This is a genomic window from Streptomyces sp. NPDC058000 (genome assembly GCF_042886435.1).
In the GTDB taxonomy this organism is placed as follows: domain Bacteria; phylum Actinomycetota; class Actinomycetes; order Streptomycetales; family Streptomycetaceae; genus Streptomyces.
In genome coordinates, this window is the sequence record NZ_JBHVQS010000044.1 from 25,029 (window position 1) to 47,901 (window position 22,873).

Sequence of the window (22,873 nt, forward strand, 5' to 3'; positions counted from 1 at the left end):
GTCGACAATCTACGCTCGAAGTATGCCCACCAAGGACCAGGAACGGCTCGGCACCGACCTCGGCGCGACCGTGTCCCTGCTGATGCGCCGGCTGCGTGCCGCCTCCCCGCAGGGTGAACTGACCCCTACCCAGCGCGCGGTGCTCGCCCGGATCGACGCCGACGGGCCGTCCACCATCGCCGCGCTGGCCCGCGCCGAACTGGTGCGTCCGCAGTCGATGCGGATGACCGTCGGCGCCCTGGAGGAGCTCGGGATCCTCGCCCGCAGCCCCCACCCCACCGACGGCCGCCAGGTGGTCTTCTCGCTCACCGACGGGGGCCGCCAGGTGCTCGCCGACGTCCGGGCGGCCAAGAACAACTGGCTGGCGGTGGCCATCGCCGACCGGTTGACCGACGACGAGCAGCGGACGCTGGCCGAGGCGACCGCGCTGATACGACGGCTGACCGAGGAATGAGCGCCCCCGACGCCTCGGAGCGGACGCCCGGCCGCACCGCCGCCCGGGCCGGCGAGCACGACCAACTCCCCTCCGGCGACCGCGGTTTCGGCGCCCGTCTGATGACCCCGCTGCTGCTGGGGTCGCTCCTCAACCCCATCAACTCGACGATGATCGCCACCGCGCTGGTGGCGATCGGCCGGGACTTCCGCGTCGGCGCCACCGACACCGCATGGCTGATCTCGGCGATGTACCTCGCCAGCGCGGTGGGACAGCCGTCGCTGGGCCGGGTCGCCGACCGGATCGGGCCGCGGCGGGTCTTCGTCGCCGGCACGGTGGCGGTCTGCGCGGCCGGCCTCATCGGCGCGCTGGCGCCGACCTTCACACTGCTGATCGTCTCCCGGATCCTGCTCGGCGTCGGCACCGCGGCCGCCTACCCGGCGGCGATGGCGATGCTGCGCGCCGAGTCGCGGCGGGTGGGCCGGCCCACGCCCCGGTCGGTGCTCGGCCGGATCTCCCTGGCCGCGCTGGCCAGTGCGGCGGTCGGCCCCACCCTCGGCGGCCTGCTCGCCGCGACCGCGGGGTGGCGGGCGGTCTTCGCGGTCAACGTCCCGCTCGCGCTCCTGGCGCTGATCGGTGCGCTGGCCTGGCTCCCGGCCGACCGGGACGACCGGGCGGCGGCCGCGTCCGAGGGGTCCGGCACCGCGGCCCGGGGCTCCCTCGACCCGTTCGGCATCGCGCTCTTCGCCTCCGCGCTGACCTGCGCGATGTTCTTCCTGCTGCGCCTGGACGCGCCCCGGTGGCCGCTGCTCGCGCCGACCGCGGCACTGACCGCCGTCCTGGTGTGGTGGCAGCTGCGCCACCCGCAGCCCTTCATCGACCTGCGGATGCTGGCCCGCAACCGCGCACTGGTGCTGACCTATCTACGGCACGGGCTGGCCTATCTGGTCATCTACTGCGTGCTCTACGGCTTCAGCCAGTGGCTGGAGCAGGCGCACGGCTTCTCGTCCTTCCACGCCGGGCTGGCGTTGCTGCCGATGTCCGGCGCGGCCGCGCTCTGTTCGCTCGCCGGCGCTCGGACGAAGGGCATCCGCGCCCCGTTGGCCGTCGCCGCGGGCTGCCTGATCGCGGGCAGTGCGGTCTTCCTGCTGCTGCGCGACACCAGTCCGTTGCCGGTGCTGCTGGTCGCGGGGGCGCTGTTCGGCATCCCGCAGGGGCTGGCCGCCACCGGCAACCAGGCCGCCGTCTACGCCCAGGCGCCGGCCGACGGCGTGGGCGCGGCGGCCGGACTCCAGCGCACCGCCCAGTACCTCGGCGCGATCACCGCCTCCAGCCTGATCGGGCTGCTGTACGGGGAGCGCGCCACGGACGCGGGGCTGCACGCGATCGCGCTGGCCGGTGCAGTCTGCGGCGCGCTGCTGCTCGCCCTCACCCTCGCCGACCGGACCCTGCGCACCACGGGCCGCCGAACCCTCGGCTGACGCACCATCAATTATCGTTCGACCAAGAGGAGTTACCGTGCCTGCCAGCACTCTGGACCGGACCACCGCACTGGTCCTGATCGACCTTCAGAAGGGCATCACCGGGCTGCCCACCGTCCACCCCGCCGCCGAGATCGTGGCCCGCGGGGCCCGGCTGGCCGAGGCGTTCCGCTCCCGCGGGCTGCCGGTCGTCCTGGTGAACGTCACCGGTGGGGCGCCGGGCCGTACGGAGGCCGGGCAGGCGGGCGGCACCCCGCCGGCCGACTGGGCCGAGCTGGTCCCCGAACTCGGCCACCAGCCGGGCGACCTCCTCGTCGCCAAGGAGCGGTGGGGCGCCTTCCACGGCACCGAGCTGGATGCCGAGCTGCGCCGCCGCGGGGTCACCCAGATCGTGTTCGGCGGGATCGCCACCAGCATCGGGGTGGAGTCCAGCGCCCGCGCCGCGCACGAGCACGGCTACCACGTCACCGTCGCCGTCGACGCGGTGACCGACCTGGACGCGGACGCGCACCACAACAGCGTGCAGCGGATCTTCCCGCGGCTGGGCGAGACCGACACCACGGAGGCGATCATCGGTCTCCTGGGCTGAGGTCGGCGGCCGGTGCGGGCTGTGGGTCGGGGCGCCGCTCGTGCCACCGCAGGGCGTCCTGGAGCTGGGCGGCCAGCGAGATCAACCGCGGTTCGCCGTGCGCCGGGCCGAGCAGCTGGGCGCCCAGCGGCAGCCCGTCCGCGCTGAAGCCGGCCGGCACACTGATCCCCGGCCAGCCCAGCACGTTCCACGGCCAGGCGTACGGACAGGCCGCGATCATGGCCTTGTCGGTCTGCCAGCCGCTGAGCCTGGCGAGGGTGCCGACGCGGGGCGGCGGGGTGGCGGTGGTCGGCGTCAGCAGGACGTCGTAGCGGCCGAACAGCGCGCCGATGCGGCGCTGCTGGCGGCGCTCCGCGGCCCGGGCGCCGCGCAGCAGCGGTCCGCCGAGCAGGCGGCCCAGCCGCACCGCCTCCCGGGTGCGGCGGTCCAGCAGCCGGGGGTCGGGGACCCGGGCGGCCCACTCCCCGACGCCGGCCGTGGCGCGCGGGACGAAGGCCAGTCCGACGAGTCCGTAGTCCGGTTCGGCCTCCTCGACGAAGTGGCCGAGGCCGGCCAGGGTGCGGGCCACCGCGGTCACCGCGGTCCGGACGTCGGGGTGCAGCGGTTTGCGGGTGAAGGTGATGGCGGCCTGCCAGGAGAGTGCGATGCGCAGCCGCCCGGGGTCCCGGCCGGCCGCCTCATGGGCCGCGATGGCCGGCGGCCGGTGCAGGTCGCCGGCGTGGTTGCCGCTGGCGACGTCCAGCAGCAGCGCGGCGTCCTCGACGGTGCGGGCCAGCGGGCCGATACCGGTGATGCCCTGGAACGCCTCGGGGTCCGGCCAGGTCGAGATCCGGCCGCGCTGGGGTTTGATGCCGACGAGGTGGGACCAGGCGGCGGGGATCCGGACCGAGCCGGCGCCGTCGGTGCCGAGGGCGGCGGGGACCAGTCCGGCGGCGACCGCGGCGGCCGAGCCGCCGGAGGAGCCGCCGGGGGTGTGCGCGAGGTTCCAGGGGTTGCGGGTGTTGCCGAAGGCCGGGCCCTCGGTGAACGGCCACTGGCCGAGTTCGCAGGCGTTGGTCTTGCCGACGATGACCGCGCCGGCCGCGCGCAGCCGCCGGACGACCTCGGCGTCGTGCTGCTTGGGCGGGAACTCCCCGGCGCAGCCGAACGCGGTGGGCTCGCCCGCCACGTCGGTGTCGTCCTTGACCGCGACGGGCACGCCGAGCAGTGGCGCCCGTTCCCCGTCGGCGAGCCGGCGGTCCGCCTCCGCCGCCTCGGCCAGTGCCGCCTCGGCCCGGACCCGGCGGAAGGCGTTGACGGTGTCCTGGGTGGCCGCGATGCGGTCCAGGCAGCGTTGCACCAGGGCGGTGGCGGTGACCCGTCCGTCGGCCAGGGCGCGGGCCTGCTCGGCGAGCCCCTCCCACTGGCCGTCCAGGTGCCCCGTCGGGGCGTCGGATGCCGGGCGGCGGGGGCGCTCCGGGGACGACCCGGTCCGGCGTTCCTGGCTCTCGTCAACGCTCACGCTGCGTGCCCTCCCTGGGACCGCTCATTCGAACGAACGGTCCCAGGAGGCTAATCGGACCCGCGGGAGGCGGCAACGATGCCGCGCGGCGCGGCACATCGACGACACACGGACGGCACACACGGCCCGTCCGGGTGGCATCGGGGTGTCGTCGGGGTTGCGGACCGCCTCGCGCGCGCGGGTGTTACGGCGCGGGGTCGACGACCATCGCCGAGCCGCCGCCGCGCCGGACCTTCTCGGCCGCCGCGAGCCAGCGGCCGTCCGGCAGCCGCTGCACGCCGGTGGCCGCGCCGATCTCCGGGTTCAGCTTGAAGGTGTGGCCGAGGGCTTCGAGTTGCTTGCGGAGCGGGCTGTTCCACAGGGCCGGTTCGAGTTCGGTGGCGGCGGCGTTGCGCTGGCTGGCGCGCGGTGCGGCGATGGCGTCGACCAGCGACATTCCGCGGTCGAGGTGGTTGACCAGGGTTTGCAGCACGGTGGTGATGATGGTGGCGCCGCCGGGCGAGCCCACTGCCAGCACGGGCGAGCCGTGGCGCAGCACGATGGTCGGGGAGATGGACGAGCGGGGCCGCTTGCCGGGGCCGGGCAGGTTCGGGTCGTGCACCGCCGGGTTGGCGGGCGCGAAGGAGAAGTCGGTCAGCTCGTTGTTGAGCAGGAAGCCGCGGCCGGGGACGGTGATGCCGCTGCCGCCGGTCTGCTCGATGGTGAGGGTGTAGGCGACGACGTTGCCCCACTTGTCGGCGGCGGTGAGGTGCGTGGTGTTCTCGCCCTCGTACGTCGTCGGGGCGGCCTGGCCGGTGGTGCCGCAGGGCGTCGGGTGGCGCGGGTCGCCGGGCGCGAGCGGGCTGGTGAGCGCCTTGTCGTCGTTGATCAGGCACTCCCGGGAGGCGGCGAACCGCTTCGAGGTGAGGCCCTTGACGGGGACGTTCTCGTAGGCGGGGTCACCGACCCAGCGGCCGCGGTCGGCGAAGGCGATCCGGCTGGCCTCGATGTAGCGGTGCAGGAACTGCGTCTCGGTCAGGTGCGAAAGGTCGCTCTTCTCCAGGATGTTGAGCGCTTCGGCGACCGTGGTGCCGCCGGAGGACGACGGTGCGATGCCGTAGACGTCCAGGCCGCGGTACGTGGTGTGGGTCGGTGGGTGGCTGAGCGTGTGGTAGGCGCGGAGGTCGGTGGCGGTCAGGTCGCCGGGGCGGACCTTGCGGGTGGCGCCGGAGCGGACGGGCGGCTGCTGGACGGTGCGGACGATGTCCTGGCCGATCGCGCCGCGGTAGAGCGCGTCGACGCCCTTCTCCCCCAACTCCCGGTAGGTGCGCGCCAGATCGGGGTTCTTCAGCGTCGAGCCGACGACCGGGAGTTTGCCGCCGGGCAGGAAGAGGTCGGCGGTGGCCGGGAAGTCGCGGAACCGCGCCTCGTTGTCCGCGGTCTGCTGGCGGAAGGTCGCGTCGACGGTGAAGCCCTTGGCGGCGATCTTCTCGGCGGGCCTGAGCACCTGCGCCAGGGGGCGGCTGCCCCACTTCTTGAGGGCGCTGTCCCAGGTGGCGGGGGTGCCGGGGGTGCCGATGCTGAGCCCGCTGGTGACCGCGTCGTCGAAGGGTATCGGCTTGCCGTTCTCCAGGAAGAGGTCCTTGGTGGCGGAGCGCGGGGCGGTCTCGCGGCCGTCGAGGGTGCGGATCGTCTTGGTCTTGGCGTTGTAGTAGACGAAGTAGCCGCCGCCTCCGACGCCGGCCGAGTAGGGCTCGGTGACGCCCAGGGCGGCGGCGGTGGCGACCGCCGCGTCGACCGCGTTGCCGCCCTTGCGGAGCACCTCGATGCCGGCGGCCGAGGCGTCCGCGTCGACGCTGGAGACCGCCCCGCCGTAGCCGACGGCGACCGGGGTCTTGGCGGGGGTGGCGGGGTCCTGGGCCGCGGGGCCGGGTCGGGGTGCCGCGGTCCGGGCGGCGGCCGGGACCGCCATCAGGGAGCCGGCCAGTGCGGCCGTGACTCCCAGGACGGTGAGACGTCGGGCGTTCGACATACCTGGACTTCCTCCAAGGGCAGCGCGATGGGGGGCGGCAGAGGCCGGAGCCTACCGGGGGCAACAGCGCGCCGACAGGGGGTATTTCGGGTGTCCGGCCGCCATCCGGGGGCGGCGCGGAGGCCGGGACGGTTCGGGGCCGAGCCGTACGGTTCCGCCGTACCGGGACGGACCCGCTGTACCGGGATGGTCCCGCCGTACCGAGACGGACCCGGGCAAGCGGTACGGGCCGACGCCCCGACCTCGAACACCCGCCCGACAGCCGGTACGCTCGCCCGCCATGAACGACACCCTGCTGCTCCTGACCGCGGCGGTCGCCCTCCTCGTGGGGCTGGCCGCCGGCTGGGCCGGACTCTCGGCGGTGGCCCGCCGGAAGCTGACCCGCGAACAGGGCTTCTTCGGGCTGCCCGACGGTTCCGAGTGCGTCCTGGTCACCCACCGGGACAGCGCCTCGGCCCAGTGGAGCATCCCGCGGCACGACGCGTTGGCGCTGCTGGGGCTGGCCTCGGTGATCGAGAACTGCGGTGCGCACCCGGAGGTCGCCCCGCACGACACCGGGCTCCAGGGCTTCGGGGCGCGGACCGAGTTCTGCGTCGGCGACCCGACCGCGCACCGCCGGCTGGCCGCGCACATGACGAACCTGCTGCCGGGCGTCGCGGTCCACCCGGGTGACGCGACCGGTGCCGGCCGGGGCACCTTCACCGTCGGCGGGACGGCGTACCGGGTGGAGCCGGGGGCGGTGGAGTACGTGCTGCTGGCCCGGCTGACGGCCGGGGAGGGCGGCCGGCCGGTGTTCCTGGCGGCCGGTCAGCGCCCGGTCACCCACCGGGCCGCGGTCCGTCACCTGGTCCGCAACCGGTCCCGGCTGGCCCGTCGGTACGGAACGGACGGGCAGTTCGCGCTGCTGCTGAAGGTGGTCAACTCGCAGGCGTACGGGCCCGACGTGGTGGAGCTGGTGGCCGACGTCAGCAAGGCGGCGCTGGCGCCGGTGGAGACCAAGGGGCAGCACCGGGCGACCGCCTGAGGCCACTTCACCGACGGGCGGGCGCCCGACTTCTCTGCCAAGCTCGGGGGCATGACCCCCCGCCCGCGTACGCCCTTGCTGCACTGGGCCGGTGCGCTGCCGGTCGTGGCGGTGGTGCTGCTGGCCCTGATCTGGGGGCGGTCGCTGCCGACGGCACTGGTGGCGGTGGTGTCGCTGTTCCTGGCCGCGGCGGTACTGGCCGCGGTGCACCATGCTGAGGTGATCGCGCACCGGGTGGGCGAGCCGTTCGGGTCGCTGGTGCTGGCGGTCGCGGTGACCATCATCGAGGTGGCGCTGATCGTCACGTTGATGGTCGACGGTGGGGAGAAGAGCGCCGGGCTGGCGCGGGACACGGTCTTCGCGGCCGTCATGATCACCTGCAACGGCATCGTCGGGCTCTGTCTGCTGATCGGTGCGCTCAAGCGGCGGGTGGCGGTCTTCAACGCCGAGGGCACCGGGGCGGAGCTGGCCTCGGTCGCCACGCTGGCCGGGCTCAGCCTGGTACTGCCGTCCTTCACCACCACCACGCCCGGGCCGCAGTTCTCCGGTCCGCAGCTGATCTTCGCGGCGCTCGCCGCGCTGGCGCTGTACGGCCTGTTCGTCACCACCCAGACCATCCGGCACCGGGACTACTTCCTGCCGGTGACCACGGCCGGCGAGGTGATCGACACCGAGGACCACGCCGACCCGCCGACCCGCCGGGCCGCGCTGGGCAGCCTTGGGCTGTTGGTGCTGGCGCTGATCGCGGTGGTGGGGCTGGCCAAGGCGGTCTCGCCCACCATCGAGTCCGGGGTGGCCGCGGCCGGCCTGCCGTCGTCCGTGGTGGGCGTGGTGATCGCGCTGCTGGTGCTGCTCCCGGAGACCATCGCGGCGGTCCGCGCGGCCCGTCGGGACCGGATCCAGACCAGCATCAACCTCGGGCTGGGCTCGGCGATGGCCAGCATCGGCCTGACGATTCCCGCGGTCGCGCTGGCCACGATCTGGCTGAAGGGCCCGCTCATCCTGGGGCTGGGCGCCAGTCACATGGTGCTGCTGGCGCTCACCGTCGTCGTCGGCACCCTGACGGTGGTGCCCGGCCGGGCCACCGTGCTCCAGGGCAGCGTCCACCTGACGCTGCTGGCGGCGTACCTCGTGCTGGCGGTCAGCCCCTGACGGCCTGCCGGCGGTCAGCCCCTGAACGAGAGTGCCGGCGGTCCGGCCCTTGCGGACGGCACCAAGGACCTCGTCCCGTGCCGCCCCGGCCGGGCCGGTGGGCGGCACGTGAGAGCGGTCACCCCGGGCCCCGGAACGCCCAACAATGGTTTATCGTTCAATTGGCAGCGCGCCCAATGGGCCGCGCCCCTCGATCTGCCCCGGCCGGGTTCCCCCGTCCGGCCGGGGCTTCCCCCCTCTTCTGTGCCCGGTACGACGGCGTCCCGCCCCGTACGCCCGCGGCCGCCCCCTCCGTCTCGCTCCCCCGAGTACCGTGCCCGCCGTACCGCGGTCGCCGTGACGCGGTCATCACGACGTGGTGGCCATCGTGACGTGGTCATCGTGCGGTCGTCGTCCTGCTGCGGTGGGGTCACGCGCTGCCGGCGGTGGATCCGGAAGGGGTGGCGCGATCGCTTCCCGGGCCGCCGCGGCCCGTCCTGCGGGGACCACCGGCTCCGCCGATCATCGGAGTATGGCCTCGACCCCCGGGGGCGGCGGCGCGACCCCACCCCCGTATCCCGTGATCCGGCCGATGCTGGCCGTGCTCGGGCCGCTGCCGCCGGAGCCCGAGCAGACCGACTGGGCGTTCGAGGCCAAGTGGGACGGGGCCCGGTGCCTGGTCAACGCACCGGGCGACGGCACGGTCCGCTTGGTCACCCGGGCCGGCAACGACGCCACCACGACCTACCCCGAACTGAGCCCGCTCGGGCAGCAGCTGCGCGGGCGGCCCGCGGTGCTGGACGGCGAGGTGGTGGTGCTGGACCCCGCCGGACGGCCCGACTTCGGGCTGTTGCAGCGGCGGATGGGCGTGCTCAACCCGCGCCGCACCGCCCGGCTGGCGATGGAGTTGCCCGTTCAGCTGGTGCTCTTCGACGTGATGTACCTCGGCGGGTCGCTGCTGGACGCGCCGTACCACGAGCGGCGGGCGGTGCTGACGGGACTGGGTCTGGCCGGACCCAACTGGTCGGTGCCGGGGTACCTGGCCGGCCACGGCGACCGGGCGTGGGAGGCGGCGCTGCGCGGTGGCCTGGAGGGCGTGATGGCCAAGCGGCTGTCCTCGCCGTACCTGCCGGGGGTGCGCTCACCCGACTGGGTCAAGACCAAGTACGTGGAGACGCTGGACGTCGTCATCGGCGGCTGGACGGAGGGGCACGGGGCACTCGGCGGACTGCCCGGGTCGGTCCTGGCGGGCGTGGCGGAACCGGGCGGGCTGCGGTTCGTGGGGGCGGTGGGGTCGGGACTCTCCGACCATGAGCGGCGGGAACTGGCGCACTACCTGAGCGTGATCCCGCTGGACCGCTCGCCGTTCGTCAACCCCGTGGACCTGACGGGGGTGCACTGGGCGGAGCCCCGGCTGGTGGCCGAGATCGCCTTCAGCGGCTGGACCTCGGCGGGCCGGATCCGGCATCCCGTCTGGCACCGACTGCGGCCCGATCTGACCCGGCTGGGCTGAGCCGCCCCGACCGGGCCGGCCGAGCGGTGGAGCGCGCCGCGGCGGGTGACGACCGTGGGACGGCACGGCCGTGGCTACCGGACGGGTCGCCTCACCGGCGGCCCGGTGCCGTCACGGGCGGCAGAACCGGGTGACGGCGACCGAGCCGCCGGCGTTCTCGTCGTCGGAGCCGAGGATCCCGTCCCGGGAGCCCGGCAGGCAGGCCAGCGCCTCGACCTTGTGTCCGGAGACCGTCGCGAGCCGGTGCGGCCGGTCGGACACCGTCAGCCGGATGCGGCCGTCCCGGGAGACGGTGACCCGACCGGCATCGTAGAGCGCGGAGGCGAACGGGCCGTCGTCGCCCGGGTCGGATGCCGACGACACGGTCAGCCGGCCGTCGGCGGCGAGCTTCACATCCGAGACGTGCCGGACGTGCTCCGTCGGGTACGGCGCCCGGAATTCCGCCGATACCGGCTTTCCGAAGGAGTTGTCCGCCGGATTCCACTCGGCTGCCGACAGCGTCGCCGGACGGTCGTCCTGGCCGCGATCCGCCCAGACCGCGACGTATTTCCCGTGGACGACGAGGAGCGCGAATCCCTCGTGATTGGCATCCGGGGAAATGCCGGGCAGCCGGAATGTGCCGAGCACCCGCACGGTGTCCTTTTCCCGGACGACGCGGTAGGCGGTGCCGCCGCTCGCCAGCGCCACGAACTCGTGCGGCCGGCCGGGGACCGCGTCGATCGCCTCCAGGTCCACCGGCAGCTCGCCGGCCCAGTCCAGCGGCCGCACCCGCGGCGCGGCGCCCGGGCGGAGACCTATCGCCACCAGCCGGTTCTGGCCGGGCTTCTTGTTGTCGCGGACGCCGACGACGTCGATCGCGGCGCCGTGCCGGTCCTCGACGGCCAGGCCGCTGATGCCGGCGGTGATGCCGTCCCCGACCCGCTGCCAGTCGGTCGCGCCGGGGTGCGTCGCGGGGGCCGGATGCCGCTCCTGTGCGGTGGCCGTCGTCGGCGCCAGCAACGCGACGCCGACGAGGGCCACACCTATTGCCTTCTTGATCATCGGGCGATGATAGGTGAATTCCGCCAATTACCGGTGAGTTGGGGATTTCGATTTCCGTGCAACTGCCGGACATTCCGTCAGGATTCACCGTGCGCCGGGCGGCTGACGCACCGGGAGAATCCCCCGGCGCCGCGGGAAGGTATTTCGGGACACCGCCCCTCGACCTCGACGGAAGGAACCGGCGATGCCCGCCCCCGACTCCGCCCCCGCCCCCGGCGACGACGGCAACCCCGCCTACGGCCACCGGCCCTTCAAGCGCTCCCGGAGCCACTTCGCCGACCGCGTCACCGCCGACGGCCGCGACGGCTGGCCGGTGGCGGCCGGCCGCTACCGGCTGGTGGCCAGCCGCGCCTGTCCCTGGGCGAGCCGCGCGGTGATCTCCCGACGGCTGCTCGGCCTGGAGGACGCCCTGTCGCTGGCCGTCGTCGACCCCCTCCAGGACGACCGCAGTTGGCGCTTCACCCTCGCCCCGGGCGGCCGGGACCCGGTCCTCGGCATCCGCTTCCTCAGCGAGGCGTACGACGCCCGCGAGACCGGCTACCCCGGCGGCGTCAGCGTCCCCGCACTCGTGGACGTCCCCAGTGGGCAGCTGGTCACCAACGACTTCCAGCAGATCACCCTGGACTTCGCGACCGAGTGGACGGCGCTGCACCGACCCGGCGCGCCCGACCTCTACCCACCGGCGCACCGCGCGGAGATCGACGCCGTGATGGCGGACGTCTACCGGGACGTCAACAACGGGGTGTACCGGGCCGGTTTCGCCACCGGCCAGGGCGAGTACGACGAAGCGTTCGACGTGCTCTTCGGGCGGCTGGACCAGCTCGCCGACCGGCTGTCGGACCGGCGGTACCTGGTCGGCGACACGATCACCGAGGCCGACATCCGCCTGTTCACCACGCTGGTCCGCTTCGACGCCGTCTACCACGGCCACTTCAAGTGCAACCGGTTCAAGCTGGCCGAGGACCCGGTGCTGTGGGCGTACGCCAAGGACCTGTTCCAGACGCCCGGTTTCGGCGACACGGTGGACTTCCACCACATCAAGCAGCACTACTACCGGGTGCACACCGGCATCAACCCCACCGGCATCGTCCCGCTCGGCCCGGACCTGTCCGGTTGGCTGACCCCGCACCACCGCGAGGAGCTGGGCGGCCGGCCGTTCGGCGACGGCACACCGCCGGGTCCGGTCCCGCCGGGCGAGGAGGTCCCGCCGTCGGGGCGCCCCTGATCCATCCGCCGATCCATCCGCTGATCCATCCGCTGATCCACCCGACCGGAGCGGGCACCGATTGTCGGGTCCGACAGAGTGGGCCTTCCCTAACGTGAGGGATCGAAAGGGAAGGAGACCGAGGTGCTGGAGCGGCTGAACGAAGCCATGGAGCACATCGAACGCCATCTCGACCGTCCGGTCGAGGCGGGCGAACTGGCGCGGATCGCGATGACGTCGGAGTACCACTTCCGTCGGATGTTCTCCGCGCTGGCCGGGATGCCGCTGTCGGAGTACCTGCGGCGCCGGCGGCTGACCGTCGCCGGCGCCGAGGTACTGGCCGCCGAGCGGACGCTGCTGGACATCGCGGTGCGGTACGGCTACGGCTCGGGCGAGGCGTTCGCCCGGGCGTTCCGGGCACTGCACGGCGTGGGCCCGGGCGAGGCCCGGCGGACCGGTGCGGCACTGCGCTCCCAGCCCCGGATGGCCTTCCGTCTCGTCATCGAAGGGAGCAGCACCATGGAGTACCGGATCGTGGCGAAGGAAGAGTTCCGGGTGGTCGGGAAGAAGGCCCGGGTACCGCTGGTGTACGAGGGGGTCAACCCGGCCATCGCGGAGTTCGTCAAGGGTCTGGGCAAGGAGACGGTGCGGCGGATCCACGAGCTGTCCGACCAGGACCCGGAGGGGATCGTGGCGGTCTGCGACGGCCTCGACCCGAGCCGCGCCGAGGGCACCGAACTCGACTACTACCACGCGGTGGTGACGAACGTCCCGGTGCCCGACGACCTGGACGCGCTCACCGTCCCGCCCGGGACCTGGGCGGTCTTCGCGAACACCGGCCCGTATCCGCAGGCGCTGCAGAGCCTGTGGGCGGACGTCTTCGCCCAGTGGTTCCCGTCGAACCCGTACCGCAGCCGGCCCGGCCCGGAGATCCTGCGCACGCGGATCACGTCGGACGGGGCGGAGGCTACCGCGGAGCTGTGGATACCGGTGGAGCGGACGCCGGTGTGAGGGACCGGGTTCCGCCGCGCCTACGGGAGCGGCGGAGCCCGGACCGCTTCGATGTAACGAACTCCCCCTTCGCCGAGGGGAGTTGGTAACCATCACTACTCCGCGCCGGTGTCCTCCGGGGTGCGGCGGACCAGCCCGGCCAGGACGTCGAGGGCGTCGGACAGGACGTCGACGGGCGGGGAGGCCAGGGCCAGCCGGACCGCGTTGGGGACGTGGCCGGCGCCGACGGCGAAGGCACCGGACGGGGTGACCGCGATGCCGTGGCGGGCCGCCGCGGCCACGAAGGTGTCGGCCCGCCACGGCTCGGGCAGCTCCCACCAGCAGTGGTAGGAGTGCGGGTCGGCGCGGAGCCGGTGGCCGGCCAGGCGGTCCGCGACGATCCGCTGGCGGGCCGCCGCGTCGGCGCGCTTGTCCGCTTCGACGGCGGTGGCGGTGCCGTCACCCAGCCAGCGGACCGCCGCCTCCAACGCGAAGCCGGCGGCCGTCCAGGCACCGGAGCGGAGCGCGGCGGCGAAGTCCGGGGCGGCATTGCGGTCGGGGGGCACCAGGAATCCGAGGGTCAGCCCGGGGGCGAGCCGTTTGGAGAGGCTGTCGACGAGCACCGTGCGGTCCGGCGCGAGGGCGGCGAGCGGCGGCAGGTCGGGGCGGAGGAAACCGTAGACGGCGTCCTCGACCGCGTACAGGTCCAACGCGCGCAGCGTCGCGGCGAGTTCCGCGCGGCGCGCGCCGGGCATGGTGGTGCCGAGCGGGTTGTGCAGTGCGGGCTGGAGGTAGACCGCGCGCAGGGGGGCGGCGGCGCGCAGCGCGTCGGGGGTGACGCCGTGCTCGTCCATGGCCAGCGGGACGAGGGTGATGCCGAGGCGGGCCGCGATGCCCTTGACGACGGGGAAGGTGAGCGCTTCGACGCCGAGGCGTTCACCGGGCGGGACCAGGGTGGCGAAGGCGGCGGCGAGGGCCTGCCGGCCGCTGCCCGCGAAGAGCAGCCGCCGGGCGTCGGGGGCCCAGCCGGCCCGGGCGAGGTGTGCGGCGGCGGCCTGTCGGGCGGCCGGGGTGCCGGCGGCGCCGGCCGGGCGCAGCGCCGCGGCCCGCGCGTCGTCCTGCTGGAGCAGCTGGCCGAGGCTGCGCGCGAGGAGTGCGGGCTGCCCGGGCAGGACGGGGAAGTTCAGCTCCAGGTCGATGCGGTGGCCGCCGGGTTCGGCCAGTGCGGGCTCGGTCGCCGGGGGCGCCGTGCGAACGAAGGTGCCGCGGCCTACCTCGCCCACCGTCAGGCCGCGCCGGCCCAGTTCGCGGTAGACCCGGGCCGCGGTCGAGTCGGCGATCCGCCGCCGTTGGGCGAACCGGCGCAGCGGCGGCAGCCGGTCCCCCGGGCGGAGCCGGCCGGCCGCGATGGCCGCGGCCAGTTCGTCGGCGATGGCGCGGTAGTCGTCCCCCGACATAGGCGCTCCCCTCCCTGACATTGCACCGAGCACATTGTTCCTATTGTGCCGAGACAATGCTCCTCATAGCATCGGTCCGTCAACCCCCGGATGCAGCAAGGTCGCAGGCAGAGCGGCCAGGAGAGGTGTGTTATGGCATCGGTGCAATGTGGCGGGATCACGGTGGAGTACGAGGACGAGGGCAGCGGCGAGCCGCTGGTGCTCGTCCACGGGCACCCCTTCGACCGCTCGATGTGGCGCCCGCAGATCACGCACTTCGGCCGCGCCGGGATGCGGGTGATCGCGCCGGACCTCCGTGGCTACGGCGGCAGTTCGGTGGTGCCCGGCAAGACCCCCCTGGAGACCTTCGCCCGGGACATCGCCGACCTGCTCGACCAGCTCGGGATCGAACGGTGCGTGCTGGGCGGGCTCTCCATGGGCGGGCAGATCGTCATGGAGTGCTACCGGCAGTTCCCGGAGCGGATCCGGGCGTTGCTGCTCGCCGACACCTTCGCGGCGGCGGACACGGAGGCGGGCCGGGCGGTGCGCCTGCGCACCGCCCAGCGGCTCCTGACCGAGGGGATGGCCGGGTACGCGCACGAGGTGCTGCCCAAAATGATCTCGCCGGCCAACGTCACGGCGCTGCCGGCGGTCGCCGAGCACGTCCTGGGGATGATGCGGAACGCCTCCCCCGAGGGCGCCGCGGCCGCCCTGCGCGGTCGGGCCGAGCGGCGGGACTACACCGGGCTGCTGCCGCGGATCACGGTGCCCACCCTGGTCGTGGTGGGCACCGAGGACGAGTTCACCCCGGTCGCCGACGCCCGGCTGATCCACGAGGCGGTGCCCGGCTCGCGCCTGACGGTCATTCAGGACGCCGGTCACATGCCGAACCTGGAGCGCCCGGAGGAGTTCAACGCGGCACTGGCGGACTTCCTGGCCGCCCTGCCGGACCCGGTCACGCCGGCGGGCTGAGCGCGCCCCGGCGAACGGCCCGCGCCGGGCCGTCCGTGCGCGGCGTAGCTGCCCTGTTAGCGGCCGAGCCCGGGGCCCCGCACCGTGCCGTCGCTCCAGCGATCGGCGCCGGCCGCGACCCGACTACCCGCCGACCTGCCCGGACGCCAGCAACGCCGTGTGCGGCAAGGCCAGTTGCCCGTCCGGTGCGGTGAACTCGGCGGCCAGGTCGACGAAACGGCGCCTGATCCGCTCGGCGGTCGCGGGCCCCTGAGAGGTGACGACCCGGCCGATGGTCGCCACGCCGGCCGCCGGGCCGCACCACCATTCCTCCGGCGTGGTGCGGTGCTCCCAGGACACCGTGGCGCACCGCACCCCGGTCAGCCGGCCGGCGGTGCGCAGCAGCTCCGCGAGGCCGTCCTCGGTGCGCGGGAAGTCGTCCTCGGGTGCGAGGGCGGGGATGTCCGGCGGTCGGGGCACACCGGCCGCCCGTACCGCACGGCCGAGGAGCGCCTGGCCCGGTGCGGGCGGCGCGGACCAGATGGTCAGCGCGATCCGACCGCCCGGCCGGGTCACCCGGCGCAACTCCGCGAGGGCCGCGCCGGGCCGCCCGACGTGGTTGAGCACGAAGTTCCCGACGACGGCGTCGAACGCGCCGTCGGGGAAAGGGAGTCGGGGGAGGGTGGCGACCCGGACGGTGGCCTCGGGGGCGGTGGCCGCGGCGCTGTGCACCATGTCGGGTTCGGCGTCGACGGCGGTCACCCGGGCCCCGCGGGCGCAGGCCGCCGCCGCGGCGGTGCCGGTGCCGGTGCCGACGTCCAGCACCCGGGTGCCCTCGCCGACACCGGCGGCGTCCAGCAGCCGCGGCACCGTATACGCGCACAGCCGGCCGAAGCCCGCCGCGTACGCCGCGGCCCGGCCGGCCCAGGCCCGTCGCTCGCTGGCGTCGAACGGCGTCTGCGCCGCCTCGGGCACCCGCCCCTCCCCCGCGTCCGTCACGCTCGTCCCGCCTTTCCCTCGCGCCTCGTTCCGTAACGTGCACTCCGCCAACGCCCCGGAGCGTGCCGAACTCTCCCCTCTCACGCCGGTGTTACCCAGCCGTAACCTACCGACGGGTTACCAGAGGTAAGCAGTGGACCTTACCCTCCAGTCACATCGAGCCGCCGGGCGCCCCTCCTGTCCTTGAAGTCCTTGAGGACAGCGTCCCGTGCGGCTCGCGTCGAGATCTGGAGCAGAAGATGACGCCCTCCCGCACCACTCTGCGCGCCGCGATCGGCACCGTCTCCGCGGCGGTGCTCGCCACCACGGTCCTCACCGGCGCCCCGGCGAGCGCCGCGCCGGCACCGGCCCGCACCGCGGCCACCGCCCGGCCGGCGGCCACGGACTCCCCCACCCTGCGGTTCGTCGACATCACCGGCGCGGGCGGGATCACCCTCAAGGCGAACGTCTTCACCCCGGCCGGCGCCGACGGCAGCCGGCGCTATCCGCTGATCGTGCTGCCCACCAGCTGGGCGATGCCCCAGGTCGAATACCTGGCGCAGGCCCGCAAGCTGGCCGGCGCCGGATACGTCGTGGTCGGCTACAACTCGCGCGGCTTCTGGCAGTCCGGCGGGCAGATAGAGACCGCCGGACCGCAGGACGTCGCCGACGCCTCCAAGGTCATCGACTGGGCGCTGGCACACACCCCCGCCGACCCGCACAAGGTCGGCATGGCCGGCGTCTCCTACGGCGCCGGGATCAGCCTGCTGGCCGCCGCGTCCGACAAGCGGATCAAGGCGGTCGCGGCACTCAGCGGCTGGGCCGACCTGATCGGCTCGATCTACAGCGGACGCACCCCGCACCTCCAGGCGGCGGCGATGCTCGGCGGCGCGGGCGCGCTGACCGGGCGCCCCAGCCCCGAACTCCAGCGGATCCTCAAGGACTTCCTCACCGCCAACATGGCCAAGGAAAAGGACATGATCGCGTGGGGCCGGAAACGCTCCCCGGCCACCTACCTCGACCAGATCAACGCCAACGGGGCGGCGATCCTGCTCGGCAACGCCTGGGGCGACTCCCTCTTCCCGCCCAACCAGTACGCGGCGTTCTTCGAGAAGCTCAAGGGACCCAAGCGGCTGGAGTTCCGCCCCGGCGACCACGCCACCGCCGAGGGACTGGGCCTGCTCGGACTGCCCAACGACACCTGGAACGACACCAAGCGCTGGTTCGACCACTACCTCCACGGCGCGAACAACGGCATCGACCGCGAGTCGCCGGTCCTCCTCAAGTCCCGTTCCACCGGCGCCTACGAGGGCTACAAGAGCTGGCAGGACGTCCCCTCCGCACACCGCCGGATCGCCCTGGGCGGCACCCAGCGCGTCCGCACCGGAATCGACTCCGGCGCCGACGGCGGACTGATCTTCCTCTCCAGCATGCTGGACCAGTTCCTCCGGCTGCCGCCGATGGCCTCCATCCCGCTGCTGCCGCGCTCGGCCGCCGCCGTCTGGCAGTCCGCGCCGTACGAGAGCGGGCAGCGGGTGCGCGGCACCACCCGCCTGCACACCACCGTGACCCCCACCGCCGCCAGCGGCACCGCCATCGCCTACCTCTACGACGTCGGCCCGCTGGGCCTGGGCAAACTGGTCACCCACGCGCCGTTCACCTTCCACGACAAGACCCCGGGCCGGCCGTTCGGCATGGACCTGGACCTCTCCGCCACCGCCTACGACGTGCCCGCCGGGCACCGGCTCGCGGTGGTCGTGGACACCGTCGACCCGCTCTACATCGCCCAGAACCCCTCCGGCGCCCGACTGGCGTTCTCCTCTCCGGCGGACGACCCGTCGTTCGTGTCGGTGCCGGTCCGCGACTAGGGGCTGTCCGCCCCTGATCCATCGGACAGACCCAAAACCGTAGGGCGGCGGTCCGGACCTACGACCGTCGCCCTACGGCTCGCGCCCGAAGCGGTGGGCGGAGCCGGCTCGTTACGCTCCCCGCCATGAGAACTCTCCCCCCACCCCGCGACGCCGGACAACGCAAACGGGACGCCCTCCGACTGCTGGAGACGGAAGAGGACGCCTGGGTCTCGTCCGCCTCCGCCGACGGCGCACCCACCCTGGTGCCGCTGTCGTTCGTCTGGCACCGCGAGCGCCTGGTGATGTCCACCAAGGGCACCAACCCCACCGCCCGCAACCTCGCCTCCCGCGGGGAGAGCCGGGTGGCGCTGGGGACCACCCGGGACGTGGTGCTCGCCGACTGCACCGTCGAGGTCCTGGCCAACGACGCCCTGCCACTGGACGCGGCGGACGCCCTCGCCGTCAAGCTCGGCTGGAACCCGCGCGGCCACGCTTCATGGGTCTACCTCCGCTTCACCCCGCACCGCCTGCTGGTCTGGCGTGAGGAGAACGAGCTCGCCGGGCGGGAACTACTGCGGGACGGCGTCTGGCGGATCTGACGCCCCCGCTCTCCGCAGCACGCCCGGAACCTCCCGATCCGACATGATCACAGCCATGGGACACGGCGACGAGACCTACCAGGAGCTGATCGGGCACGCCGCGCCCGACCCGTGGACGGCCCGCCGGTTCCGCTGAACGGGCCGCCGGGCGGCGCCCGTTCAGCCCCGTGCCCGGTGGTCCTCCTGTTGGAGCGTCGCCGGCTCCGGGGCCGCCACCTCGCCCGCCTCGACCTTGGGGTTGCGCCGCTGCCGCCGGGCGACCCAGGTGGCCGACCAGGACAGCAGCATGCACATCCCGATGTAGATCGGCGAGATGATCATGACGACGGGGATGAACGGCAGGTCGTAGTCGAGGTTGGACGCGATGAGCTTGCCGGCGTGCAGGAACTCCTCGTAGGTGATGAGGAAGCCGAGCGAGGTGTCCTTCAGGGCGACCACCAGCTGGGAGATGATCGCCGGCAGCATCGCCCGGACCGCCTGCGGCACCAGCACGTGCGCCATCACCTGGGTCTTGCGCATCCCCAGCGCGTACGCGGCCTCGCCCTGGCCGCGCTCGACGGAGTTGACGCCGGAGCGGAAGACCTCCGCCAGCACCGAACCGTTGTACAGCGTCAGGCCGCTGACCAGGGCGGTCAGCGGCTCCGCGTGCAGCGCGACGTAGATGAAGAAGATCATCACCAGCACCGGTATGGCGCGGAAGAACTCCACCAGCAGGGTGCACGCCCACCGCAGGGGCCGGTGCACGGAGAGCCGCCCGGCCGCCAGCACCCCGCCCAGCACCAGCGACCCCACCGCCGCCAGCCCGAACGCCCGCAGGGTGTTGGCCACTCCGGTGAGCAGCAGTTCCTGGATGCCCTCGTAGGTGAAGGGGGTCCACTTCGCCGCGGCGAACTGGTGGGTGCGGAAGAGGAGGGCGAGGATCCAGCCGACCAGGGCGAGCAGCACCAGCGTCCCGGCGAGCCCGAAGTACCGGTGCCGGCGCCGGGTCCGCGGGCCCGGCAGGTCGTAGAGGACGGTGGTCATCGGGCGACTCCGTAGCGCTTCTCCAGCGCGTTGAAGACCGCGCTGATGGTCAGGGTCACGAGGAGGTAGCCGACCGCGATCCAGACGAAGGACCAGACGATGCCGTAGCCCATCTCGTTGAGTGGTTTGTAGACGCCGAGGAGTTCGACGACGCTGAACGAGCCGGCGATCGCGGAGTTCTTGGCGAGCGCGATCAGGGTCGAACCGATCGGCGGGATGACCGAGCGGAACGCCTGCGGCAGCACCACCAGGCCGAGCGTCTGCCGGAAGGTCATGCCCAGACTGCGGGCCGCCTCGCCCTGCCCGGCCGGCACGGTGTTGATGCCGGCGCGCATCGCCTCGCAGATGAACGCGGAGGTGTAGCAGCCCAGCGCCAGGACGGCGAAGACGGTGAAGGGCAGCACCAGGCCGAAACGCGGCAGCCCCAGCAGCACCGCGAAGAACAGCAGCGTGAGCGGGGTGTTGCGCAGCACCGTCACCCAGGCCGTGCCGAGGACCCGCAGTGACCGGACCGGTGCGACCCGGAAGGCCGCCATGAGGAAGCCGAGGGCGAGGGCGAGCAGGGCGGCGTAGACGGTCAGTTCCACGGTGCCCAGCAGACCGCGCCCGTAGAGGGAGAGGTTGTCGAGGAGGACGTTCATGGCTCGGCCCTGCTCCAGTTCCTGATCGTTCCGGTCGTTCCGGGCCGTCCGGCCCTTCCGGGTGGTCCGGTCGTGGTCCGGTCGTTCCGGGTGCGCGGTCCGGCGCCGGCCGCGGGTGCTCAACCCGCCGGATAGCGGTTGATCGGGGGCGGTGCCGGCGCCGGCACCCCGGACACGCCGAGCGTGCCCCGGTACGCCTGCTGCCAGGTGCCGTTCCGCTCCGCCGCGGCGAGCGCGTCGTCCAGCGCGAACCGCAGCGCGTGGTCGCTGCGCCGCACGCCGATGCCGTACGGCTCCTTGGAGAACGGCGCGCCGACGACCTTCAGTTGGTCGGGCACCTTGGCCGCGTAGCCGAGCAGGATCGCGTCGTCGGTGGTGACCGCGTCGACCTGATAGGTCAGCAGGTTGTCCACGCACACCGAATAGGTGTCGTAGGCGACCAGGACGGCCCGGGGGTAGTCGGCCTCGATGCGCTGGTACGGGGTGGAGCCGGCGGCCGAGCAGACGCGTTTGCCGGCCAGGTCCTGCGGGCCGTGGATGTCGTGCTCGTCGCTGCGCACCAGGAGGGACTGGCCGGCCAGGTAGTACGGACCGGCGAAGCCGACCTGCTGCCTGCGCTTGGCGTTGATGGTGTAGGTGCCGACGTAGAGGTCGATCTGGCCGTTCTGGAGCGCGGTCTCGCGGTTGGCGGAGGCGATGGTGCGAAACGTCACGGCGCGTTCGGGGAAGCCGAGCGCGGCCGCCATCATCTTGGCGATCTCGATGTCGAAACCGCGGTAGGTCCCGCTGGCCGGGTCCCGTTCGCCGAGGTAGGGCTGGTCCTCCTTGACGCCGATGATGAGCCGGCCGCGGCGCTTGGCGGCCGTCCAGGTCGGCGAGGCGGGCAGCGAGAAGTTCCGGGCCACCGGATAACTGGGCAGGTCAGCGGCCTTGGGGCCCTTGACGGGTGGGCTGCCGGGCCGGCCGCAGCCCACCGCGGCCAGCGCCAGGAGGGTCAGCAGGAGCGCACCGAACAGCGACGGGCGGCGACGGGACGACGGGGTGGGAAGGTGCGGCATCGCGGCGCCCCGTTCAGTGCTTGAGGATCTTGGCCAGGAAGTCCTTGGCGCGTGCACTGCGCGGCGCGGTGAAGAACTCCTCCGGGGTGCGGTCCTCGATGATCCGGCCGTCGGCCATGAACACCACGCGGTGGGCGGCGTAGCGGGCGAAGCCCATCTCATGGGTGACCACGACCATCGTCATGCCGTCCCGGGCGAGCTGCCGCATCACCTCCAACACCTCGTTGATCATCTCGGGGTCGAGGGCCGAGGTGGGCTCGTCGAAGAGCAGCGCCTTGGGTTCCATGGCGAGTGCGCGGGCGATGGCGACGCGCTGCTGCTGGCCGCCGGAGAGCTGTGCCGGGTATTTGTCGGCGTGGGCGGCGAGTCCGACCCGGTCGAGGAGTTCGCGGGCCCGCCGTTCCGCGTCCTCCTTCCGCTTCTTGCGGACCTTGATCGGCGCCAACATCACGTTGTCCAGCACGGTCCGGTGTGCGAAGAGGTTGAACGACTGGAAGACCATGCCGACGTCGGCGCGCAACCGGGCCAGCGCCCGGCCTTCCTGGGGCAGCGGTACGCCGTCGAGCAGGATGGTGCCCGATTCGATGGGCTCCAGGCGGTTGATGGTCCGGCACAGGGTCGACTTGCCGGATCCGGAGGGGCCGATGATCACCACGACCTCGCCACGGCCGACGGTGAGGTCGATGTCCTGGAGGACGTGCAACGGCCCGTAGTGCTTGTTGACCCCGCGCAGCTCGATCAGCGCGTCATCGGCCATGGACGCACCCGCCCCTCTCATCCGTACAGCGGAGAGACCGCAACCTACCCGTACGAATGGGGCACTTCGCCGGTGACACGCGCGGGGGCGGACCGATCGGCCCGGCGCGTCAGCCCTCGGCGATCTCGGCGTAGACCTGGGAGAGCTCGGGGGCGCCGTCGTCGGCCCAGGCATGCCCGGCGGCCACCACGTCGACCTCCCGGCCGGATGCCAGCCGCACCACCGGCTGCCCGTCCGGCCAGACGTACCAGACCGCGTCGCGGACCGTGCGCACCACGACGGTGCCGAGGTAGAGCCCGGCGTCGTTGCCGAGCCAGGGCAGCACCTCCGGGTCGTCGCGCCACACCGGCTGGAGCTGGTCGAGTTCCTCCAACGACCGTACGGAGTCGTCGAGTTCGACCCCGGCGGTGGCCGCCTGGTCGCGCAGCAGCTCGCATTCGGAGAGCAGCTCGACGACGCTTTCGGGATCCGCGCGCACCGACTCGGCGAGCGGCACCGACCCGGCCACGTCCGTGCGCCTACGCCACTTGTCCAGGAAAGACAGGTTCATGGTGCGAGGGTCCCACCCGCCCCCGTGCCGCGGCCACAGGCGCGCGGCACATCGCCGGGGCCTCCTCGGTGCCCCCACGCGCCTCCCCGGCGCACCGGGGAGTCAGCCGGCG

At 73.5% G+C, this 22,873-nt stretch carries 21 protein-coding genes; 11 read left to right on the plus strand and 10 right to left on the minus strand.

What is annotated here, in order from left to right:
* Positions 1-22: 22 nt before the first annotated feature.
* The 3 genes from ACFVT2_RS31170 to ACFVT2_RS31180 are packed head-to-tail and all read left to right on the plus strand — an operon-like array spanning position 23 to position 2,503.
* Positions 23-454, plus strand: a complete 432-nt coding sequence (locus ACFVT2_RS31170) for a MarR family winged helix-turn-helix transcriptional regulator (protein WP_390023226.1) — start codon at positions 23-25, stop codon at positions 452-454.
* Positions 451-1,914 carry an MFS transporter gene (locus ACFVT2_RS31175; protein ID WP_390023229.1) on the plus strand — a complete coding sequence of 488 codons (1,464 nt, stop codon included), beginning with the start codon at positions 451-453 and terminating at the stop codon, positions 1,912-1,914. The genes ACFVT2_RS31170 and ACFVT2_RS31175 overlap by 4 nt, the downstream gene beginning before the upstream one ends.
* Before the next feature lie 37 nt (positions 1,915-1,951).
* A complete protein-coding gene (locus tag ACFVT2_RS31180; RefSeq protein ID WP_390023232.1) occupies positions 1,952-2,503 on the plus strand; it encodes an isochorismatase family protein in 552 nt (183 codons plus the stop codon).
* Here ACFVT2_RS31180 and ACFVT2_RS31185 read toward each other — a convergent pair.
* Together ACFVT2_RS31185 and ggt are read right to left on the minus strand one after the other, a co-directional pair.
* Positions 2,484-4,004, minus strand: coding sequence for an amidase (locus ACFVT2_RS31185; protein ID WP_390023234.1), 1,521 nt, complete (start codon positions 4,002-4,004; stop codon positions 2,484-2,486). The two genes, ACFVT2_RS31180 and ACFVT2_RS31185, sit on opposite strands and share 20 nt — an antisense overlap.
* Before the next feature lie 184 nt (positions 4,005-4,188).
* Entirely contained in the window at positions 4,189-6,015 is a 1,827-nt protein-coding gene (ggt, locus tag ACFVT2_RS31190; RefSeq protein WP_390023236.1) for a gamma-glutamyltransferase, read from the minus strand.
* A 280-nt stretch (positions 6,016-6,295) separates the two neighbouring features.
* On the opposite strand from ggt, the gene ACFVT2_RS31195 reads away from it, so the two are divergent.
* The 3 genes from ACFVT2_RS31195 (at position 6,296) to ligD (ending at position 9,683) form a co-directional block, all read left to right on the plus strand.
* Positions 6,296-7,039: a hypothetical protein gene (locus tag ACFVT2_RS31195; protein ID WP_390023239.1), complete on the plus strand. Its 744-nt coding sequence runs from the start codon at positions 6,296-6,298 to the stop codon at positions 7,037-7,039.
* Positions 7,040-7,090: 51 nt separating this feature from the next.
* Complete coding sequence (locus ACFVT2_RS31200; RefSeq protein ID WP_390023241.1) at positions 7,091-8,191, plus strand: calcium:proton antiporter; 1,101 nt, start codon at positions 7,091-7,093, stop codon at positions 8,189-8,191.
* Between the two features lie 511 nt (positions 8,192-8,702).
* The gene (gene ligD, locus ACFVT2_RS31205) at positions 8,703-9,683 is read left to right on the plus strand and encodes a non-homologous end-joining DNA ligase (protein WP_390023244.1); all 981 of its coding nucleotides are present in this window, start codon (positions 8,703-8,705) and stop codon (positions 9,681-9,683) included.
* Positions 9,684-9,794: 111 nt separating this feature from the next.
* On the opposite strand, the gene ACFVT2_RS31210 is transcribed toward ligD, so the two are convergent.
* Positions 9,795-10,724, minus strand: a complete 930-nt coding sequence (locus tag ACFVT2_RS31210) for a hypothetical protein (protein ID WP_390023246.1) — start codon at positions 10,722-10,724, stop codon at positions 9,795-9,797.
* A 184-nt stretch (positions 10,725-10,908) separates the two neighbouring features.
* Here ACFVT2_RS31210 and ACFVT2_RS31215 point away from each other — a divergent pair, with 184 nt between their 5' ends.
* Positions 10,909-11,949, plus strand: a complete 1,041-nt coding sequence (locus tag ACFVT2_RS31215) for a glutathione S-transferase family protein (protein WP_390023249.1) — start codon at positions 10,909-10,911, stop codon at positions 11,947-11,949.
* 123 nt (positions 11,950-12,072) lie between these two features.
* Positions 12,073-12,939 carry a GyrI-like domain-containing protein gene (locus tag ACFVT2_RS31220; protein ID WP_390023251.1) on the plus strand — a complete coding sequence of 289 codons (867 nt, stop codon included), beginning with the start codon at positions 12,073-12,075 and terminating at the stop codon, positions 12,937-12,939.
* 95 nt (positions 12,940-13,034) lie between these two features.
* Here ACFVT2_RS31220 and ACFVT2_RS31225 read toward each other — a convergent pair whose 3' ends face one another.
* A complete protein-coding gene (locus ACFVT2_RS31225; protein ID WP_390023254.1) occupies positions 13,035-14,375 on the minus strand; it encodes a PLP-dependent aminotransferase family protein in 1,341 nt (446 codons plus the stop codon).
* Between the two features lie 132 nt (positions 14,376-14,507).
* Here ACFVT2_RS31225 and ACFVT2_RS31230 point away from each other — a divergent pair, with 132 nt between their 5' ends.
* Positions 14,508-15,326: an alpha/beta fold hydrolase gene (locus ACFVT2_RS31230; protein WP_390023257.1), complete on the plus strand. Its 819-nt coding sequence runs from the start codon at positions 14,508-14,510 to the stop codon at positions 15,324-15,326.
* A 123-nt stretch (positions 15,327-15,449) separates the two neighbouring features.
* Here ACFVT2_RS31230 and ACFVT2_RS31235 read toward each other — a convergent pair whose 3' ends face one another.
* A complete protein-coding gene (locus tag ACFVT2_RS31235) occupies positions 15,450-16,304 on the minus strand; it encodes a class I SAM-dependent methyltransferase (RefSeq protein ID WP_390023260.1) in 855 nt (284 codons plus the stop codon).
* Positions 16,305-16,543: 239 nt separating this feature from the next.
* On the opposite strand from ACFVT2_RS31235, the gene ACFVT2_RS31240 reads away from it, so the two are divergent.
* The gene (locus tag ACFVT2_RS31240) at positions 16,544-18,151 is read left to right on the plus strand and encodes a CocE/NonD family hydrolase (protein WP_390023263.1); all 1,608 of its coding nucleotides are present in this window, start codon (positions 16,544-16,546) and stop codon (positions 18,149-18,151) included.
* 125 nt (positions 18,152-18,276) lie between these two features.
* Complete coding sequence (locus tag ACFVT2_RS31245; RefSeq protein WP_390023266.1) at positions 18,277-18,732, plus strand: pyridoxamine 5'-phosphate oxidase family protein; 456 nt, start codon at positions 18,277-18,279, stop codon at positions 18,730-18,732.
* Between the two features lie 159 nt (positions 18,733-18,891).
* Here ACFVT2_RS31245 and ACFVT2_RS31250 read toward each other — a convergent pair whose 3' ends face one another.
* The 5 genes from ACFVT2_RS31250 to ACFVT2_RS31270 form a co-directional block, all read right to left on the minus strand.
* Positions 18,892-19,755, minus strand: coding sequence for an amino acid ABC transporter permease (locus ACFVT2_RS31250; RefSeq protein ID WP_390023268.1), 864 nt, complete (start codon positions 19,753-19,755; stop codon positions 18,892-18,894).
* Positions 19,752-20,396 carry an amino acid ABC transporter permease gene (locus ACFVT2_RS31255; RefSeq protein WP_390023343.1) on the minus strand — a complete coding sequence of 215 codons (645 nt, stop codon included), beginning with the start codon at positions 20,394-20,396 and terminating at the stop codon, positions 19,752-19,754. Before ACFVT2_RS31255 ends, ACFVT2_RS31250 begins: the two co-directional genes overlap by 4 nt.
* Positions 20,397-20,515: 119 nt before the next feature.
* Positions 20,516-21,454 (minus strand): glutamate ABC transporter substrate-binding protein, encoded by a 939-nt coding sequence (locus tag ACFVT2_RS31260; protein WP_390023271.1) that lies wholly within the window; start codon positions 21,452-21,454, stop codon positions 20,516-20,518.
* Positions 21,455-21,467: 13 nt separating this feature from the next.
* Positions 21,468-22,211: an amino acid ABC transporter ATP-binding protein gene (locus ACFVT2_RS31265; RefSeq protein WP_390023273.1), complete on the minus strand. Its 744-nt coding sequence runs from the start codon at positions 22,209-22,211 to the stop codon at positions 21,468-21,470.
* A gap of 109 nt (positions 22,212-22,320) precedes the next feature.
* A complete protein-coding gene (locus ACFVT2_RS31270) occupies positions 22,321-22,761 on the minus strand; it encodes a DUF6278 family protein (RefSeq protein ID WP_390023275.1) in 441 nt (146 codons plus the stop codon).
* Positions 22,762-22,873 lie beyond the last annotated feature (112 nt).